Source organism: Niallia sp. Marseille-Q9988 (genome assembly GCF_976954375.1).
On sequence record NZ_CDRJSZ010000002.1, the window covers coordinates 21,220 to 40,499 of the forward strand.

Consider the following 19,280-nt stretch of genomic DNA (forward strand, 5'->3'; position numbering starts at 1 on the left):
GTACTTATTTATATTATACAGAATGGAAAAAAAGGGTGTCAATATTACAGCCGACCTTATTATTTTCCAGTAACGTTTTTTGCATCTTTTTCTGGGATATTAAAAATAATTTCCCCTTCTTGTGATAGTAATAAATCTTTTCTAGCTAATTTAGCTAAATACTCTTCGTCATTTAATTTAGCAATTTGATCTTTTAATTCCGCTTCCTGCTTTTCTAGCGCTACAAGTTGTCCATCTAAGTCCTCTTTCTCTGCTCTTTTCTCGTTTAAAGTGGAGCTTTGTGATATGAGTGTGGAAATCATGATAAAGCCAATAACAGCAGCACATACGAAGAATGTTGTCAGCCTGCGCATCAATAACTTTTTCTTTCTGGCTCCACTGAGACTATCCGCTTGATGCTTTAAATTATATTCTGTTGGGAATGTTGTAATATCTGGTTTTCTTATGGCACTCATAGAGGCTCCTCCTTTCATTATTTTTTTCTATTAGCTACCCATTCTTTCAAATATTTCTTTATTTTAAAGTAATATCCTGCCAATTTACTAGAAATTCTCTCGACGAATAATTTAACCTTTTTCGGCACAATTAGCCATAATAGGGATAAAAGCCATTCAATTGGTTTAAATAGTATCTTTATGATAAATCTTAATACCCTAATTATACCACTGACAAGTGCCATAAGTCCCTTACCTAAAGTAATTATTATCGACAAGAGCAATTGCAAGATAGATTTAATTGGCTTATATACAATATTCATAAACAATTTAATAAAAAAACGATAAGAATGGATGCAAAAAGAAATAATTGCTTTTAATAATCGAAGATATAGAGCTTGAAATAAACTTTTGTACATGGCGAATCCTAGCAGCAAAGCTAAAACCAAATAAATGCGGACCTCTCCTTTGTTTACTAGGAAAAGCACATAAAACATAAGAAGGGCTTGCAAAATCCAAAAAAGGATATCATGGATAAAAACAATACTTCGTTTCCTTATCGGCCTTTTCAAAAAGTACTGATATGTATCTAAGCTTATGCCAAAGAATAGACCCATGCTAACCATAGCTAGCATGGTCATAAATTGTGTAGATAACGTCATCGGAATATCTTGCTAAAGAATCCCTTAGCCTTATCTCCACTTTGTTCGTCTACATATACTAAATCAAACACTTTTCCTTTAATGGAGACGATACCCTTTTCCACATCGAGATTTTTCATTTGAAGATTTTGACCACGAATGGATAAAAAGCCCATTACTGTTTCTAAAATGAACTCTTCGTTGTCAAAGCTCTCCACCTGCTTTACTCCTGTAATATCTAATAACTTTCTCCCTCTCATAATTACATCATGTTCTACTACATTACTTTTAGTCGTGTTAGAATCATAATATTGGCTCATCTTTATCCCTCACAATCACTTAGTACAATCTCTACTTGTACAAATATATGTGAAGAAAAATTATTTTAGAACAAGCCTTCAAAAGGAAGATAGTCGAAACAACTCTACCTTGTTTTATTACCAATAATACAGCTAATTAAACTTATGAAATGGTCTCTTCTTTCATTATTTTATACATATTTGCTGCATCTTCTTTTTTCGTAGATTCCTGTAGCATTTCCACTTTTGCTGTTACTAGCTTTTGCCCAAAACGCACCTGAAGCTCATCTCCTACCTTCACATTAGTGCTCGCTTTTGCCTGCAGCCCGTTTACTAAAATTCGTCCCTGATCCGCTACCTCTTTCGCTAACGTTCTTCGTTTAATTAAGCGTGAAATTTTCAAGAATTTATCTAGTCGCATCTTAACCGCTCCTTCTTATCGTTGTTTTTTCTTTGCTTCCTTCCAATACCCATCTAATTCCTCTAAGCTCATTTGACTCCATTCCATTCCAGACGCCTTCACCCTCTCTTCTATATAAGAAAAACGCTGAATAAATTTCTTGTTTGTCTGCAAGATAGCAAGCTCAGGATTAACCTTATAAAATCTAGCGATATTTACTAGCGAGAACAAAACATCGCCAAATTCACTTTCTATCCTTTCTTCATTACTTGCCTCTTTTATTTCCTTATCAAACTCTAGAATCTCTTCTTTTACCTTTTCCCAAGCTCCATCTGCATCCGGCCAATCAAAGCCAACCTTTGCCGCTTTTTTCTGTAATTCGTGGGCTTGCATTAAATGTGGTAATGCCTGATTAATTCCATCTAACACAGAATCCTTTTCTTTCTTTGCTTCCTTTTTCTTTGCATTTTGCCAATGCTTCATCACATCATCGACAGATTCCGCCTGTTCCTCTCCAAATACATGAGGATGCCTGCGAATCATCTTATCGGATATTCCCTCGATTACATCATCAATAGAAAAGTAGCCCTCATCTTCTCCTATTTGACCGTGAAGCATCACTTGCAATAACACGTCACCAAGCTCTTCGATAATATGATCAATATCTCCTTCATTAATGGCCTCAATTAATTCATAACTTTCTTCTAGTAGATACTTACGCAAGCTTTCATGTGTTTGTTTTTTATCCCACGGACAGCCGTTCGGTCCACGAAGCTCCGCTATAATACGTCGTAGCTGAGAAAACTCTTTACGTAATAGCTTTTCCTCCCGAACAGGCGGCACATAGACACTCGTTAGGTTATTTAAGTCCATCTCTCTATCTAACTCATGTAGCTCCATTTCTTTTATGCATTCCAAACTGCTTCCTGCTGCAGTTACAATTTTAATAGGATAGTCATATGGCAGTATATCCATTAGCGTCAGCTTCACTTCAGATGCAGAAAAGACATCATATACTTGGCCAATTATTAAATGATTTCTAAGCTGAATGCTTGAGCGATCAAGGTCTGTTCCATCCAATAATTGAAAGCCCTCAATTGGATCGATTCGCAATGCCTGAAAAATGCTGTCTAAAAAGCTTTGGCCACCGGCTATTTCAATAGAGACCACTCCTTCTCTATCTTTTTCTATTAATAATTGAACCGTTTTTTCCGCAACAAGTGGATGACCTGGAACTGCATATACAACGTCTGTCTCTTTAGCTTTTTCTATTAGAAATGCAACGATTTCTTTATATACTGCTTCAAATTGATCATGTTTCTCATAAATAGAATCAAATGAATAAAACATGACACCTTCCTGTTCAAGGGTTGATATTACCGGGTGATCCTTCGTCCGTACATATACCGCTTTATTCTCATCCATTAAGCTTCGGTAGACACCCAATGGCAGTTGATTTATATCCCCTGCACCCAATCCAATAATCTTTATTTGCTTCATTTAGTTCCCTTCCTTCTTTTCGGTAAAAACCAAATTAGTTTACTTCCTAACGGCAATAGAAGTAATTCCTTCTCTTTAAAAACATTTCCTCGCAAAACAAGAAACACATACACGATGCCGCCTATCATAACACCAGATAATGCTTGTATAGCACTTTTTATGCGATTATTCTCTATAAATTCAAGCAACAACGAGGAAAGAGGTATATATCCTTTTAGAACAAGTAACATTACGAAACTCGCCCCAATAATGATTGCTATCTGCTTTAGATCAATAATTGGCTCCTTGACTATTCTTCTCAATTTTACCACCATTAAAAGTAAAATAATAAATAATATAATGAGCGATGCATAAGCTGCACCTGCAATCCCATAAGAAGAAACAAGGCAGATATTAAGAACATACTTCCCTATAAAACCAAATATAATCAAAATGGCCGGATAGAAAGAATGACCTAACCCTTGAAGAATGGACATTACCGTAACAATAATGGCATTAAAGAAGATAATAAAAAACAAAATGGCAAGGACATGAGACCCAGCATCATTTTCAAAAAGCATCCTGTTTGTCTCATTAATAATCCCGATCAAACCTACAGTAGCACCGAGGCCGATAAAATAACTGACTAAAAGAGAGAAATGAATATTCTCCATTAGATCTTTTTTACTTTCCTTTTGCCGATTCTTTGTAATAAGCGGGACAATACTTAAAGCCATGGATGTGGATATAATACTTCCAATTTGTATGAGCGGCTGCCCTCTATCATAAATACCTTTCATGACTTTAGCCGTTTCATCCGCGACTCCATTTTCGATTAATAAGGCATATAAGTTCAAAGAATCTGCAAGCTGCAATAATATTAATAGCATACTACTAATCGAAATCGTGATTCCCTCAAATATTACTCTTTTAGATAGAAGACGATTTTCCTTGTGAAAAAGGGCGGAAACTCGGAATAGAGAAAAAGATTTTTTTCGATAAAAATAGATTAGTACTAGCAGGGAAAGTAAGCCTCCTATGACAGAACCAAACATAGCCCCAGAACCAATCGCATACAAGGAATATCTTTTATAGGAAAAAAAGACAGCAACAAATAAGATAATCCCAACTCTAAGCAGTTGTTCACTCACCTGTGATACTGCTGTCGGAATCATATTGCCCTCCCCTTGAAAGATTCCTCGCAAAATAGCTGTCAATGGAGAAAAAAGAAATGCAAAAGAAATCACCTTCAACAAAGATGCTAAATAGGGATCTCCCATCCAAGTAGCCAGTCTTCCGGCATTGAAAAACAAAATAAGAAAAGCAGCAATCCCTATGGGAAAAAACAAGTAAAAAGAGGAACTCACAAGTCTATTTATACCCGATTGGTTCCCCTCTACTTTCATTTCCATATACAATTTTGATAGGACTACTGGAAAACCATATGTAGATAAAGCAATAATTACCCCGTAAAAAGGATAAACCTGCTGATAAATATAAAATCCTTTATCACCGACAATATTTTGAAACGGTATTCGATATACAGCGCTTAGTACTTTAGTTATTAAGGCAGCTAACATCAGAATAAAAGCGCCTTTAAACCAGACATTTGATTGCGAAGTCTTCACATGTCTAGCTCCTTCCATAATTACTTCGCCTTGTATTATAGCATAGTTGGAAGGAAGATGCCTGCTTACATCCATATCCTTCCTTTCTACCTACTAATAATTAAGAAACACTGTCAACAAGCCGTTTTCCAATTATTTGTTTATACAGACCTGGAAAGAAGCGCTCTTAATGTCCCTCTATATAAAGCTTAAAAGGAGGATAAGCAGCAAAGGAATAAATAGTAATAAATATCCAATTGGATTTGCAAAGTTTATTGTCCAACCAATTCCAAATCTCTTTTCAACAAAAATAGAAGGATCATTTTTATTAAAGTAAAACAAGCCACCCTTCCAATGGTTATCAGCATCAAAAGTGGAAATTTCCTGCGTTTCTTGCTCTTTTCCATCTAATTCCCGATTTAACCGCTCTACCTTAAACGTAAATACAATGGTACAAATTAATAGGACTACTGTAAGGAGGAGAGGAATAATAACTATCATGTAATCACTGAAAATATTATTGTATAACGTTGTTAATTGTAAAAGAATGAACAGAACAGTTATGGTAATGGATATAAGAAGATTAAGCCAGCTTGAATATTTACGATACTTTAGCTGTCTTCGCTTGGATGCTTGTTTATTATTAGCAATTATTTTGATCCCTGATCTCTTTGTCGCTATATTAATACCTAAAAACATGAATTGCATTGTTAGCAAAACGAGAAGCAATGACACAGAAGAGATAGGTGTCTTTGTCGTAAATCGATCAGCTTTACCATCAGCTCCCCAGTGCACAGGTATCTCTGTCGGCAACACATCATATTGAGTTGCAGTAAAAAGAAGGAATCCTACCGTAATAATCATCGGAATTAGAAACACATACCACGGAAGCATTTCATCCTTTTGTCTAATCCCAAGCTCTGTTACACTTACTACTTTTAACTGTTCTTCCCATTTATTTTCACCTTTCAATTCAAGCATTTTCCCATGAAAATAGAAATAAAGGCTAAAGCTCCAAAATAAAGTTCCAAACAAAAGAAACGTTCCAACAATCGCTACTTGATTGGCTTGGGGACTATTGGTTGCTTGCCAAATGCAATAAGCAAGAAGAAGAAGAAGAGCAGGTACCACAATTAAAAGAGAATATCTTTTTTTATATACAGAAATTTGTGGATGCTTTATTTGTGTACTTGGAATGGAAACCCCAAATACGATTGTTTTTCTTATTAGAAAAGGGATAGCTGCCTCAAGCATGACTGTTAACAACATCATCATAATAAATATAAGTGCTTCCATTACTATTCCTCCTTCAAGTTTTGAATAATTGATTTTGCTATGCTTAATATGTCTTCCTCATTCATCCCTAGCACTAATGCTTCCACTATAGTCGGCTTTAAATTATCTGATGTTCTGTTTTTCTCTTCTTCAGATAGCTTTCGATTAGCGGTTCGGATAACTGCACCAGATTTAGGAATAATTTGAATTAGTCCCTTTTTCTCTAATTCGTGATAGCTTTTATTTACAGTATGCATATTTACGCCTAAATCAGCTGCCAATGAACGAACAGAAGGCAATACATCTCCATCCTGTATATCTTTTCTTATTACCCCTATCATAATTTGCATCGAAAGCTGTTCGTAAATCGGCATTTCTAAATCAGGATTAATTTGAATATACATAATCATCCACCTTAAACTGTTATATACTTATTATAACAATGTTGTTCTAGTTTGAATAGAACAATATTCATTTTCCAAATAAAAAATGAAGTTCCTATTATTTATGTAAGTACAAAAAAAGTCGACAACTCCAATTCCTGAGTTTGTCGACGGTTTAAACAATATATGGATTAGTAAAAGAAAACGTTATGCAAGCATGATTATGATTCCATTTGGCGAGCTAAAAATCCTGCCGCAGTCTCTACAGCCTTTTTCTCTACATCACCAAGGGAGTCTTCTTTTGAAAAGATGACAACCGCTCCAATTGGATCTCCATTTGCAATGATTGGACCAATTGTATAAGCAGAAATAGTTTCGGTAGTACCATCCACTAAGGAAACTTGATCTTGTTGATTCATAAGAATAGTTCCTCTATCTTCCATTGCCTTTTCCACTATATTACTAATATTTTTATTTAAATAGTCCTTCTTCGATCCACCCGAAACGGCAATGTAAGAGTCTCTGTCACAAATCAATACAGCACTTCCTAAACTGTCATAAAGAGCTTCTGCATACTCTTTAGCAAAATCACTTAACTCACTAATCGGTGAATATTTCTTTAAAATTACTTCTCCATCTCGATCAACAAAAATCTCTAATGGATCACCTTCACGAATTCGTAATGTTCTTCTGATTTCTTTTGGGATAACGACACGACCCAAATCATCGATTCGACGCACAATTCCAGTTGCTTTCATTCCGTGTTGCCTCACTTTCATCAGATGATTTTTAAAATTGGTGAGTGCATTCTCACTATACATGAAATGTTCACCATATTTAAACATAGTATCTTTCATATGGTAAGTTCTATACATTAATCATGCAAAATTTTCTCTAGGTAGCTTTATTTTCCTTGGTGAATATTTCACCTAACAAAAACATTTACCATATTTTTAACAAGCGGGAATATTATATCCCAAATTTGGGTATAACCATTTATTTATTCCGGTACTTAACTTAGATATCATTTAATGAGAACTTTTTATCCTTTATCTATATTTGTGTATACCCTTGTCCCCCCTTATTAAACATTCGTTTTCCACAATTTTCTTCATAACTTTGGGTATTAAAGAGGTTTGGACATAAGTATTCCAGCCAAACAAAAAAGCCAAACAATCCACACGTAAATATGGGTTGTTTGGCTTTTATTCACATTTTTATTCGTCATCTACATTTACTTAGTAACTTCCTCTGGTTCTTTTTTAAAGGTACTCAATGCTTCTATCATTTCTTGACACACCTTAAGCCATTTGTCCTTCTCTACACCCTTTACATGGAAGATCATCTTTAGTTTTCTTCCTTCCATGCCAAGACCAATCATTTTGCCATATTTAGAACTTTTCTCAAATATTTTTTGACCATCCATGCGGTCACTACCTTGTTCTGATAAGAGAATCAGCACTTCTTCCTTTGTTTGTTTAATTAATTCTACTCCAGCTTGCTTCCCATAAATCTTCATTTCTGTAATCCTGAAAAGATTAGAAACTTCCTCTGGATAGTCTCCAAAACGGTCTGTTAATTCTTCTCTTAGTTCTTCCATATCATCTAAAGTTGCAACGCCTCTAAATCTTTTATACATTTCAATCTTTTGCTGTCCGTCGCTTATATAGAACTCAGGAATATAGGCATCAATATCTAAATCAATTTCGATTGTTCGTTTTTGTTCTTCATCTATGGTGCCTCTTCTCTCTTCAATCGCCTCTTTCAGCATCTGAGAGTATAAATCAAATCCGACAGAATCAATAAATCCATGCTGCTGAGCACCTAGGAGATTTCCAGCCCCACGAATCGTTAAATCCCGCATGGCAATTTTAAAACCAGACCCTAACTCTGTAAACTCTTTAATTGCCTGCAGCCTTTTTTCCGCTACCTCTGTTAAGACCTTATCCTTCTTATACGTAAAGTAAGCATAGGCTACTCGATTAGAACGACCTACTCTTCCCCGTAATTGATAGAGCTGCGATAGCCCCATGCGATCTGCGTCTTGGACAATCAATGTATTTACATTCGGAATATCTACCCCTGTTTCAATAATGGTTGTACTTACTAAAACATCGTATTCTCCTTCTAAAAATCCAAGCATTACTGATTCTAATTCATTTTCCGTCATTTTACCGTGTGCATATGTTACTCTTGCATCAGGGACTAACATGGATATCTCTTCCGCTTTTCTTTCAATATCTTCTACACGATTGTATAGAAAATATATTTGCCCATTTCTTGCTAGCTCTCTTTCAATCGCTTCTCTTACAAGTCCACCATTATACTCCATTACATAGGTTTGAATAGGAAATCTATTTTCAGGAGGTGTTTCGATGACAGATAAATCTCGTACACCTAACATCGACATATGGAGTGTTCTTGGAATTGGGGTTGCTGTTAATGTCAACACATCAACATTTGTTTTTAACTGTTTAATTTTCTCCTTATGCGTTACCCCAAATCGCTGTTCTTCATCAATAATTAACAAACCTAAATCTCGATAGGAAATATCCTTAGAAAGAATCCGATGTGTTCCTACAACAATATCAATAGTTCCCGCTTTTAGCCCTTTTATTGTATCGTTTTGCTGTTTTCTCGTCCGGAATCTACTTAATAAACCTATTTCAATCGGATAATCTTGAAAACGCTCTCTCAACGTTTCATAATGCTGTTGAGCTAAGATTGTCGTTGGCACTAAGAAAGCAACTTGTTTTCCATCAGCTATCGCTTTAAAAGCTGCACGAATAGCAACCTCTGTTTTCCCATAACCAACATCTCCGCAAAGAAGGCGATCCATCGGTCTTTCTCTTTCCATATCCTTTTTAATTTCATGAATGGAGCGCAACTGATCCTCTGTTTCCTGATAAGCAAATGCTGCTTCAAATTCCCGCTGCATTTCTCCATCTGGAGAGAACCCATAGCCAACAGATGCCTCTCTTTCTGCATATAGCTTTATAAGATCATCGGCTATATCTTGAACAGAAGACTCTACCTTTTTCTTCACACGCTTCCAATCATTGCCGCCTAATTTATATATTTTCGGTTCTTTACTCTCTGACCCTACGTATTTTTGAACTAAGTCAATTTGTTCAACAGGAACATATAGCTTATCATTTCCTTGATATCGTAAATGTAAATAATCCTTGTGAACACCATTTATTTGAAGTGTTTCAATTCCAAGATATTTACCAATTCCATGGTTAACATGAACAACATAATCTCCAACATTTAATTCCGAATAGCTTTTTATTCTTTCCGCGTTTGATAGCTTTTGTCTTCTTTTAGAGATTTTTTTTGTTTTTGTTTTAAATAATTCCTCTTCTGTTATTACAGCTAGCTTTAAAATAGGAAGTTCAAATCCTGATTGCAGATGCCCTTCTACTAGTTGGATTTTCCCTTCAGCAATCTTCTTGGCATTCTTTTGAATCATTACTTCCATATCATAATCCCGTAGAACTTGATCTAGCTTTTCTATACGTTCCCCACTATTACCAAGCAATAAAACGGTGTAATGATTCTTTTTCCATCTTTCTATTTCTGTTTTTAACACATTCATTTGACCATGAAAATTTTGCATTTGTTTACAAGAAACATTGATTATATTCTGCGGATTAGTATTTGGCACATGGCGTAAGAACAAAGATAGATAGACAATTGGCTGTTTTGCTTGATGTAAAAGATGGCTTATACTTTGGGATAAGGTTAATCCATGAATGATTGCTCCCTCGCCTAATAAGCTCGTATACCAATCAGCCTCTTCCTTCTCTAGCGTGTCGTTCATTTCTTGCACTCTACTAATTTCATCAATAATTAAAAAGCCGTTTGTCGGTAAATAGTCTATTAAACTTACATGTTCCCCATAAAGAATGGATAAGTATTTATATAATTGTTCTGGCTTTTGTCCATTTCTTAACTGTTCTATTTCTCTGCCTATGTTTTGCGCAAGTAACGTTTTCGTCGCTTCATCTTTTATCTTTTTTAAACTTTGAGCTAGGCCCTTTTCCAGCTTGCTTAATAGTTCATCGACTGCTTTTTCATCATAAAGAATTTCTGTAGCCGGCCCAATGCTAACCACTTCTTTCTTTTCTTTCGAGCGTTGATCCTCAAGTGAGAAAGCCCTGATGGAATCAATTTCCGTATCAAATAATTCAATGCGAAGAGGATCTTCTTCTGTCAATGGATAGATATCTAATATTCCACCACGCACACTAAATTCTCCAGGTGAAGAAACCATTTCTGCTCGCACATATCCCATATGAACAAGCCTTAATAAAAATGCCTCTAAATCCAAATCCTGCCCTATCTCAAGCTTTAATTGCGCTTCCTTCCATAGCTTTTTTGGAGGCAGCAACTTTCTTAGCCCGGCTACTGGAACAATCATGATTCCTGATTTTTTCTTAGCCCAATAGTTCAATACTTCAATACGCTGTGCCTTAAGCTCTGGACTCGCAATACTAATCTCAGCAGCAATTAATTCATTCGCTGGATAAAGGAAGACTTCCTTTTCATCCACAATATTTGTAATATCATCATATAGCTTTTGTGCTTGCAATAAATTATGTGTCACTATTAATAAAGGTTTCTTCGTTTTTTCGTAAATAGAAGTCATATATAAAGTACGTGCTGAATTGGAAAGACCTGAAACTAATTGCTCATGCAATCCAGCCTCTAATCCAGAAATGACATTTTGTATATCTTCTTGCTGTTTAAATAACTCTTTTAGCCCTAACAAAAAATTTTCCCTCCCATTTAAAAGCAAAGGCACCATAATAAGTGGTGCAGAGCTAGTTTGTTTATACATTTTAGTAAAGTGACATAGCACTAGCTATCTAGCCCTTTTTTAAGATAAGCACTTAACCTATAATCTGTTCCTATCTTATATAAATATTTATAATTGCCATCTATTTAGTTCTTATAAAGACATCATCTATATGTTTCTTTTGAAAAAGCTGTTTTCTAAAAGATTGTTACTTTCTCAATATGATAAATAAACAATTAGAGATACTGAGCAGCCTGAGAAGCTGCGTGAAAGTCCAAGCTCCCACACGCAGTAGCCTGAGAAGACTTGACCCTCTCCTAAAAGCGGCTTTGTTAAAATGTGGAGAAAATACTCCTTTATGTTGTTATATACGAGATATCTTGCCTATATTCCTGCTACAAAAGAAAACATGTATATAGACAACGGAAAAATGCTTTGGATTAGTCCAAAGCTTTTTTCCTAATTAAAAACAGTATCTTTTTAAACAGTCTATTAATGAATCAAATAATCATTTTCATAGTAACCAGGATTTTTAGACAATGATTCTTGACAATCCTCACAAATTGATTTTACCTCAATATCTCCTGTTTGATGATATTGAATCATTTCTGAACGATCTTCATCTGTTAAATGATTGAATCCTAAGCGATTTGCTTCTACTGCTCCTGTATCAAGTGAACCTATATGCACACCACAATGTCTGCAATGATAATGTATAGCCATTCCAAGGCCTCCTTACTAGCACATTATAATAATGCTAGTATTAACCTATTCGTAGCTAAATATAACCGAATAAACAGGAATGGAACAATATCTTACTGGATATTATATTTATTCATTACTTGCAAAAAAGGTTCCTCAGCCCATTGTGCACATGCGTCCGCGCATTTTCTGATCGTTCCCTCTAATATGTCCATTTCTTCTTTTGTAAATTTTCCAAGGACATAATCAACAACCTTCATACCATTTTTAGGACGATCAATTCCAACTCTTATACGATTAAATTTTTCTGTCCCAACATGAAGAATCGTAGACTTGATCCCATTATGTCCACCAGAGCTTCCCTTTTGACGAAGTCTAATTTTCCCAACAGGTAAGTCTAAATCATCATAAATGACTACTAAATCCTCTGGCTCAAGATTATAGTAATCCATAATCGGACGAATTGATTCTCCTGAGAGATTCATATATGTAAGCGGCTTTAGTAAAATTATTTTTTCGCCCCCAATATTCCCTATTCCAAAATTCCCTTTGAATTTCGCTTTATCTAATGGAATATTGTAATGGTTGGATAAAAAATCTATTACTTCAAAACCTATATTATGTCTTGTTCTATCATATTGCTTCCCTGGATTCCCAAGGCCCACGATTAATTTCATGACAATCCCCCTGATTTATTAATCACTATGTAAGCTATATATGAAAAAGGTTTGGCCAATAGAAACACTTACCGGTCAAACCTTTTTTTGCTAGCCTTCTTTAGAAATGTACTTTCTAAACGTACAGGGAGAATTCATTTGTAGGAATTGCATTACTCTTCTTTTGTATCCGGCTCCGTTTCTCTGCCTTCTACATTATCAGGCATTCCTTCTTCTTGTTGTTCTCCTGTACTAATCTCTTCTTCCTGTCTTGGAGCAAGAATTGATGCGATTACTTCTTCTTGTTCATGGTCTATTTCTATTTTATCATAACCCTTAACATCTCCGACAGTAATCGTATCTCCAACTTGGAGTTCTGTTACATCAATATCAATACTAGTCGGTATGTCATTAGGTCTTGCTGTTACTGTTACTTCATGTAATGCCTGCTGCATAACGCCGCCATCTTTCACTCCAGCTGCTTCTCCCACTAAGGAAACTCTCACTGGTGCACTGATAGCTTTTGATAAATCAACTGCCAAGAAGTCCACATGCAGTACTGCTCGCTTTATTGGATCGGAATCATATTCATTTAAAACGACATTATAGGTTTCCCCGTCGATATCCAGCGAAATAACACCATTTCTTCCAACCTCACGAATCGTTTTTAAGAAATTTGCCTCACTTAAGGAAATCGACGTATTTTCTACTTTTGATCCATACACAATTCCTGGGATTTCTCCCTCATTTCTTAATTTCGTTAAGCTTGAATGCTTGTCTGTCATACGTTTTTTTGCTTGTAAAGTTGTCGTCATTATTTCACCTTCCATTATTTATTCAATGAACACTCTTATATAAAAAATGCCCTAAATGGAAGAAATTTAAACATAGAGAATTTTGCTTCTCTATTAAATAGAGTACGACAATACTAATAGTCGCCTGCCAAAAGGCAAGCGACTAATCAGAAAGTTTTGCTTTTAAATCTATCAATCAAATAAGAAACTTACAGACTGATCTTGATGTACACGTAAAATAGCCTCACCTAGTAAATCAGCAACTGATAATTGGATGACATTCGCAGAAAGTTTCTTGTCTCCAAGTTCAATAGAGTTTGTTACAACCAGCTCTTTAATTTTGGAATTATTGATTCTATCCATTGCAGGTCCTGATAATACGGGATGTGTACAGCATGCATAGACTTCTTTAGCGCCATTTTCAGCAAGAGCATTAGCACCGAGTGTGATGGTACCAGCTGTATCAATAATATCATCGATAAGAATGGCAATTTTCCCTTCTATATTACCAACAATATTCATTACTTCCGCAACATTTGGTTTTGGTCTTCTTTTATCAATAATAGCAATTGGTGCTTTTAATCGTTCTGCAAGCTTTCTTGCTCTCGTAACACCACCGTGATCTGGTGATACAATAACAAGTTCTCCATCAAATTCACGCTGACTGAAATAGTTGCCTAGGATTGGTACACCCATTAAGTGATCAATCGGAATATCGAAGAATCCTTGAATTTGCGGGGCATGCAAGTCTAATGTAATAACACGGGTTGCTCCAGCAGTTTCTAGTAAATTTGCTACTAATTTTGCTGTAATTGGTTCACGTGCTCGTGCTTTTCTATCTTGTCTAGCATAACCATAATAAGGAATAACTAGGTTAATCGTTTTAGCTGATGCACGCTTTAATGCATCAATCATAATTAACAATTCCATAATATGTTCGTTAACAGGTGCACTAGTTGACTGAATGACATATACATCACAACCACGAATACTCTCTTCAATATTAATTTGAATTTCTCCATCGCTAAAACGCGTCACAGAACATTTCCCTAATTCTACTCCAATTGACTCTGCAATTTCTTGCGCTAATGCTGGATTAGAGTTTAAACTGAATACCTTCAAATTTGGATCTAAATTCTTAACTGGCATGCTGAACCTCCACTGGTCTTTTTCCACTAATGATACGAAGAATGTATGAATAAAAGCTACTTATTCTTCTCTTTTTTAAATCTGATTATTTACGTTTGTAATTCTCTTTATTAACTTGACGGGAACGGGCAATGGATAGTGCCTCAGAAGGAACATCATCTGTTATGGTGGAACCTGCTGCAACATAAGCACCTTTACCAATTGTGACAGGAGCAATTAAATTGGAATTGCAACCAATAAATGCGCCATCTTCTATTGTAGTCATAAACTTATTCTTGCCGTCATAATTAACCGTGATTGTACCACAGCCAATATTTACATCATTGCCAACACTTGCATCTCCAATATAACTCAAATGGGATGCTTTACTTCCTTTTCCAAATGTCGCTTTCTTAATTTCAACAAAATTCCCGATCTTCACTTCATCATTGATTGTAGACGCTGGTCGAATATGAGCAAATGGTCCTATATTCACATCTGAACCTATGCTACTATCATGTGCAACAGATTGTTTGATAGCTGTATTATTTCCAACAATACAATTATTTATTTCTGTATTGGGTCCTATGATACATTCTGAACCTATTACAGTCGTACCTTTAAGAATACTCCCTGGGTATATAACAGTATCTTCCTTAATCGTTACATCTGCTTCGATATACGTATTTAATGGATCAATAAGCGTTACTCCATTTCGCATATGCAGTTCATTAATACGTTTTCTCATAATTGCTTCTGCTTCCGATAAAGCCACACGATCATTCACACCAATGGTTTCATCAAAATCATTTGTTTGGAATGCACTAACTGTTTCTCCCTGCTGCTTTAAAATCTCAATAACATCTGGCAAATAATATTCACCTTGAACATTTTCGTTCGAAACGTTATTTAATGCCTGGAATAACAATGCATTATCAAATACATAGGTACCTGTATTAATTTCTGTTATTTTTCTTTCCGCTTCCGTAGCATCTTTATGTTCGACTATTTTTTCTACTACTCCCATTTCGTTACGAACAATTCTACCGTAACCATCTGGTTTACTTGCTTCTGCAGTTAAAATGGTTGCCTTTGCTCCCATTTTCTCATGTTGTAAAAAGAGCGCTTCTATAGTCTCACTCGTCATAAGTGGTGTATCCCCACAAATAACTAATGTCACTCCATCTTTGTCTCCAAGAATATCTTTTGCTTGTATTACCGCATGTGCTGTTCCAAGCTGTTCTTGTTGATACACATAATTAACACTATTGCCAAGCTGTGCTTTTACTTTTTCTGAACCGTGGCCAATTACTGTTACGATTGAATCCACTTGTAGCTTCTCTACTTGATCTACAACATGCTGTACCATCGGTTTTCCACAAACAGGATGAAGTACTTTATAAAGCTTTGACTTCATTCTAGTTCCCTGTCCTGCGGCTAAAATCACTGCGTAACGAGTTGTCATTCACAGGCCTCCAATAACCTTTTTATCCACTAAAAAATATATCTTAAATACCTCTTGATTTCAAGGAAGGATTCACATTTTATGTATGGTTATTTAGAAAAGTTTCTTTTTTATACTAATTATTTGCTTATTCCGTACCAAAAATAAATTTATCTAAATAGGAAAAACACTAATAATTGCTTAAGAGAGAGGATCTTACTTTCATTTCACTTTTTAAGAGACCACCATAGTAGGACTTCCTTGCTTTAAGCAATAGGGGATTCTTCTCTTACTCTACATGAAACGGATTAAATATACCGAAAAAGTCAGGGATATAAATTATTTCTTAACTATTTTATGATACTAAAAGTAAAAGAGGTTTTCATTGGAAAATAAAGGGGTATATAGAAGTGTAATACATTTATTATGACCTATATGTATAATTCTCTTTGTGCTATATAGTGCTTATTTTACTGCTTTGTATCTCAACCGCTTTTTAATAGGTAAAAAAAAGAGCCTTACTCTTAGGAAGTAGGCTCTAGCTGCAGATTATTTTAGGAAGCTCCAGCTTCTTCAAATTCAATTTCTAATTCACCCAGGCGGTGGTATTCTGCCAAAACTGCTTCCTGGATTTTTCCTCTTGTACCAGAGTTAATTGGATGAGCGATATCTCTAAATTCACCATCCGGTGTTCGCTTACTTGGCATCGCTACAAATAATCCATTATTTCCATCAATTACCCTAATATCGTGAACAACAAATTCATTATCTAGTGTAATAGAGGCAATAGCTCTCATTCGTCCATCCGTATTAACTCGGCGTAGCCTTACATCAGTTACTTCCATCCTGTTCACCACCTTTACTAGAAGATAAAATCTAGTTAATAAATTCAACAGAACTTTCATAACTCCTTCTTAAAAGGCGAAATTTTTTAGAATATTTCGGATAAAATAAAGAAAAATTGCCGAAAAGTGATAAAATCCTCGCTTTTTCACTAAAACTTCGACTATTCTTCATATGAATTACCTTACTTACAAAGAGCAATTACCTCGATTTCAACCAATACATCTTTCGGTAACCTTGCTACCTCTACACAAGATCGAGCAGGTTTATGCGTTGAGAAATATTCCCCATATACCTCATTAATTGCTTGAAAGTCTTCCATATTTTTAATAAATACAGTCGCTTTAACAACCGTTTCAAACGATGCCCCCGCTTCTTTTAAAACGGCAGCTAAATTTTTAAATACTTGATGTGTCTGTGTCTGAACGTCTCCCTCGATTAAGGTCCCTTCAGCAGTTAAAGGAATTTGACCTGAACTGAAAAACAGATTATTAACAATAATACCTTGAGAATATGGCCCGATAGCTGCTGGTGCATTACTTGTTTGAACAACTTTCATGTGTCTTTTCCCCCTAAGATCTATTTTTTGTCAAAATAATTGCCATTTTTCACTGAAATTTTCTTTTCTTTCACATCAACGCCTGATAATTTCACTAGTGATAAATAATCATCTACTAATCTTTCTTCCGCTTCTTCTGCCTCAACTAATACTGCTATTCCTGCAACACTTGCATTGAATTCCTCTAACAAGCTAATCATACCGTTGATGGTACCACCAGCTTTCATAAAGTCATCCACAATCAAAACTTTTGAACCATCTTCCAAGCTTCTTTTTGACAATAGCATGGTTTGAATTCTTTTAGTAGAACCAGAAACATAGTTGATACTTACAGTAGAACCTTCTGTTACTTTACTATCTCTTCTAACCATAACTACAGGAACATTTAAATAATTCCCTACTGCATACGCCAAAGGAATTCCCTTTGTTGCTACTGTCATGACTACATCTATATCCGTATCAGCAAAAGCTGATGCAAAAAGCCTACCTACTTTTTGAACGGTAGCCGTGTTGCCTAATATATCGTTCATATATAGGTACCCACCTGGCAATAGTCTTTCCGGGCTTTTAATTAAATCGCAAAGCTCCTCAACAAATGGTTTTGCTTCCTCTTCACTGACTCTTACTTGATACTTTACTCCACCAGCAGCTCCTGGCAATGTATGTAACGTCCCTATTCCTCTTTGCTCAAAAGTTTCCTTAATAATAGCCAAATCTTCACTTATAGAAGACTTGGCCGAACTGTATTTTTCTGCAAAATAAGAAAGAGACACTAATTGCCTAGGATGCTCCAGCAAGTAATTCGTCATGTCTATTAAACGTTCACTACGACGAAACTTCATAACAGAACCCCCAAAATCCGAATATTTAAGGACAATATTACATTATTATACGGATTTAATCAAGAGTATGTCGCTGTCCAATCATTCTAACTGCAAATACTTGGTCACAAAATCCTCTTAATCCGTTGTAAACACGGTTCATTCTTGAATCATGTTGAATTAATCCGAAAACCGTAGGGCCACTTCCGCTCATAAGTACTGTATCTGCCCCAAACTTACAAATTTGCTCTTTTATTTGGGCAACCTCAGGATATAAGGATAAAGTGACATTTTCTAGTACATTCCCTACACACTCACACATTAAATCATAATCCTTGGATGAAATTGACTCAATCATTTTTTCCGTATTTGGATGCTCAATTGTCTCTACATCTAGTCTTTTATAAATATCAGCTGTTGATACACCAATAAATGGTTTCGCTAAAATAACCCAACAAACTGGAGGTGCAGGTAATTCCTTAATGATTTCTCCTCTTCCAGTTGCAAGTGCGGTTCCTCCGTAGACACAGAAAGACACATCAGATCCTATTTCAGCCCCAATTATCGCTAACTCATCTAATGTTAGCCCTAAACCCCATAACTTATTTAGACCGCGTAATACTGCCGCCGCATCACTGCTTCCTCCAGCTAAGCCAGCTGCCACAGGGATGTTCTTTTCTATTTTTATTTCTACCCCCTTCTTTACACGGAACTTTTCTTTTAATATATTTGCTGCTTGATAAGCAAGATTACGTTGGTCATCAGGAACAAATCTATTAAGAGAAGTTATTTTTATTACATCGCTATCTAGCAGTGCTAGCTCAATTCTATCTGCTAAATCAATTGTTGTCATAATCATTTCTACTTCATGATACCCATCAGGTCTCTTACGAAGCACATCCAATGACAAATTGATTTTAGCTGGCGCTTTAACCAAAAGCTTCAATATTTCCACCCACTTAACAAATTTCATCATTTACTTTTTTCCTCTCACTAAAGAAAACAGCTTTCCTT

Annotated in this window: 19 protein-coding genes; all 19 read right to left on the minus strand. The window is 35.6% G+C overall.

From position 1 onward, the window contains the following. Positions 1-59: 59 nt before the first annotated feature. Complete coding sequence (locus ACWNMZ_RS02495; RefSeq protein WP_251629298.1) at positions 60-455, minus strand: FtsB family cell division protein; 396 nt, start codon at positions 453-455, stop codon at positions 60-62. A 17-nt stretch (positions 456-472) separates the two neighbouring features. Next, on the minus strand, positions 473-1,096 hold the full coding sequence (gene yabQ, locus ACWNMZ_RS02500) for a spore cortex biosynthesis protein YabQ (RefSeq protein WP_031537139.1): 624 nt from the start codon (positions 1,094-1,096) through the stop codon (positions 473-475). Further along, positions 1,093-1,395, minus strand: coding sequence for a sporulation protein YabP (gene yabP / locus ACWNMZ_RS02505; RefSeq protein WP_031537138.1), 303 nt, complete (start codon positions 1,393-1,395; stop codon positions 1,093-1,095). The genes yabQ and yabP overlap by 4 nt, the downstream gene beginning before the upstream one ends. Before the next feature lie 142 nt (positions 1,396-1,537). Further along, complete coding sequence (locus ACWNMZ_RS02510; protein ID WP_031537137.1) at positions 1,538-1,795, minus strand: RNA-binding S4 domain-containing protein; 258 nt, start codon at positions 1,793-1,795, stop codon at positions 1,538-1,540. Positions 1,796-1,810: 15 nt separating this feature from the next. Then, the gene (locus tag ACWNMZ_RS02515; RefSeq protein ID WP_031537136.1) at positions 1,811-3,274 is read right to left on the minus strand and encodes a bifunctional methyltransferase/pyrophosphohydrolase YabN; all 1,464 of its coding nucleotides are present in this window, start codon (positions 3,272-3,274) and stop codon (positions 1,811-1,813) included. Further along, positions 3,271-4,881, minus strand: coding sequence for a putative polysaccharide biosynthesis protein (locus ACWNMZ_RS02520; protein WP_081836616.1), 1,611 nt, complete (start codon positions 4,879-4,881; stop codon positions 3,271-3,273). Before ACWNMZ_RS02520 ends, ACWNMZ_RS02515 begins: the two co-directional genes overlap by 4 nt. A 177-nt stretch (positions 4,882-5,058) precedes the next feature. Further along, positions 5,059-6,156, minus strand: a complete 1,098-nt coding sequence (locus ACWNMZ_RS02525) for a DUF1648 domain-containing protein (protein WP_031537134.1) — start codon at positions 6,154-6,156, stop codon at positions 5,059-5,061. Between the two features lie 2 nt (positions 6,157-6,158). Next, complete coding sequence (locus ACWNMZ_RS02530; RefSeq protein ID WP_031537133.1) at positions 6,159-6,539, minus strand: GntR family transcriptional regulator; 381 nt, start codon at positions 6,537-6,539, stop codon at positions 6,159-6,161. Positions 6,540-6,739: 200 nt separating this feature from the next. Continuing rightward, complete coding sequence (spoVT, locus tag ACWNMZ_RS02535) at positions 6,740-7,276, minus strand: stage V sporulation protein T (protein WP_031537132.1); 537 nt, start codon at positions 7,274-7,276, stop codon at positions 6,740-6,742. 476 nt (positions 7,277-7,752) lie between these two features. Next, positions 7,753-11,292, minus strand: a complete 3,540-nt coding sequence (gene mfd / locus ACWNMZ_RS02540; RefSeq protein WP_048719099.1) for a transcription-repair coupling factor — start codon at positions 11,290-11,292, stop codon at positions 7,753-7,755. Between the two features lie 519 nt (positions 11,293-11,811). Continuing rightward, positions 11,812-12,042, minus strand: a complete 231-nt coding sequence (locus ACWNMZ_RS02545; RefSeq protein ID WP_109768913.1) for an anti-sigma-F factor Fin family protein — start codon at positions 12,040-12,042, stop codon at positions 11,812-11,814. Positions 12,043-12,134: 92 nt separating this feature from the next. Beyond that, positions 12,135-12,698, minus strand: coding sequence for an aminoacyl-tRNA hydrolase (pth, locus tag ACWNMZ_RS02550; protein WP_031537129.1), 564 nt, complete (start codon positions 12,696-12,698; stop codon positions 12,135-12,137). Positions 12,699-12,850: 152 nt separating this feature from the next. Then, positions 12,851-13,492, minus strand: coding sequence for a 50S ribosomal protein L25/general stress protein Ctc (locus tag ACWNMZ_RS02555; protein WP_031537128.1), 642 nt, complete (start codon positions 13,490-13,492; stop codon positions 12,851-12,853). Positions 13,493-13,663: 171 nt separating this feature from the next. Continuing rightward, the gene (locus tag ACWNMZ_RS02560) at positions 13,664-14,620 is read right to left on the minus strand and encodes a ribose-phosphate diphosphokinase (RefSeq protein WP_031537127.1); all 957 of its coding nucleotides are present in this window, start codon (positions 14,618-14,620) and stop codon (positions 13,664-13,666) included. Positions 14,621-14,705: 85 nt separating this feature from the next. Continuing rightward, positions 14,706-16,064, minus strand: coding sequence for a bifunctional UDP-N-acetylglucosamine diphosphorylase/glucosamine-1-phosphate N-acetyltransferase GlmU (gene glmU, locus ACWNMZ_RS02565; RefSeq protein WP_031537126.1), 1,359 nt, complete (start codon positions 16,062-16,064; stop codon positions 14,706-14,708). 533 nt (positions 16,065-16,597) lie between these two features. Next, entirely contained in the window at positions 16,598-16,888 is a 291-nt protein-coding gene (gene spoVG, locus ACWNMZ_RS02570) for a septation regulator SpoVG (protein ID WP_026574035.1), read from the minus strand. Positions 16,889-17,070: 182 nt separating this feature from the next. Beyond that, on the minus strand, positions 17,071-17,445 hold the full coding sequence (locus ACWNMZ_RS02575; protein ID WP_031537125.1) for a RidA family protein: 375 nt from the start codon (positions 17,443-17,445) through the stop codon (positions 17,071-17,073). 20 nt (positions 17,446-17,465) lie between these two features. Beyond that, positions 17,466-18,287 carry a pur operon repressor gene (gene purR, locus ACWNMZ_RS02580; RefSeq protein WP_109768912.1) on the minus strand — a complete coding sequence of 274 codons (822 nt, stop codon included), beginning with the start codon at positions 18,285-18,287 and terminating at the stop codon, positions 17,466-17,468. Positions 18,288-18,342: 55 nt separating this feature from the next. Next, a complete protein-coding gene (ispE, locus tag ACWNMZ_RS02585; RefSeq protein WP_048719110.1) occupies positions 18,343-19,212 on the minus strand; it encodes a 4-(cytidine 5'-diphospho)-2-C-methyl-D-erythritol kinase in 870 nt (289 codons plus the stop codon). Positions 19,213-19,280: the final 68 nt, after the last annotated feature.